General features: G+C 48.8%; 2 protein-coding genes. One reads left to right on the top strand and one right to left on the bottom strand.

Features of this window, described 5'->3' with window-relative positions:
* Positions 1 to 529: hypothetical protein (locus WH277_RS02200; protein WP_339504150.1), on the top strand; the 529-nt coding region annotated here is incomplete at its 5' end.
* On the opposite strand, the gene WH277_RS02195 is transcribed toward WH277_RS02200, so the two are convergent.
* The coding region (locus WH277_RS02195) for a hypothetical protein (protein ID WP_339504148.1) at positions 450 to 808 on the bottom strand (359 nt) is incomplete at its 5' end. The two genes, WH277_RS02200 and WH277_RS02195, sit on opposite strands and share 80 nt — an antisense overlap.

Below are 808 nucleotides of genomic sequence, written 5' to 3'. Positions count from 1 at the left end.
CATACAGATTGAGCGCATCGAGCGAATGAAGTTTATCTGTGATGCGCTTGTGCGCGTGGGTGCTTTCACAAAGCTGAATGAGCAAAGCCATCACTACAAAGACATTCACAGTGGCGACGTTTTCACAGTGCCATACGCTACAAGCGTAGACATCATGAAAGAGGCGGAAACTGTCGTGCTTGAGAGATACAAAGCGCTTGCGGCTGGGCTTGATCGTGTTGCTCCTGAGTATTTCGTTAGGGCAGTTGAGATACTCAATAAGCAGGCTAGTCTTGTTGAGCTAATCAGGCACTACATCTTCGCTCAAGGTGGTTATGAGCAAGTCGTTAAGTCGAAGCGTTCAGCGCTTGATGATTGTGCTTTTGAAGTCTCTTACTACATCGACACCGCTACACATTTACAGCTTGAGCAGGTTGCTACTATCGAAAAAAAGCCCGGAAGGGCTTTTATTAGTGAAGCAATCCTAGGCCGCGCCTGCGTTTGCGTTCCTGTTCTTGCTGCATCTCTTTTGATTTCTCTTGCTGAGTAATCTCCGTCTTTTTCATTTTTAATCTATCGCTAAAGCTACCACGCGATGCTGGCGCTGATGGCTCCGGTTCTTGCTGCATATCTGCTTGTATGTTGTCACTAATGACAACACTAAAACCGGCGGTCGCTTTCTCTGTTTCTGCTGCCGCTTTGCGCTGCGCTGCGTGAACTTCGTCGAGTGCTTCAAGCTCTTCGATCTGACTCTTCGACATGCCTTTGATGTCGCGGAAATCGTCGCCTATCGTGCTGGCTGTAGTGCTAGCAGGCTTAGCGGCAGGCG

Origin of the sequence: Erwinia sp. MYb416, assembly GCF_037479575.1 — a bacterium.
In the GTDB taxonomy this organism is placed as follows: domain Bacteria; phylum Pseudomonadota; class Gammaproteobacteria; order Enterobacterales; family Enterobacteriaceae; genus Erwinia; species Erwinia rhapontici.
This window is presented reverse-complemented; position numbering and strand designations above follow the sequence as displayed.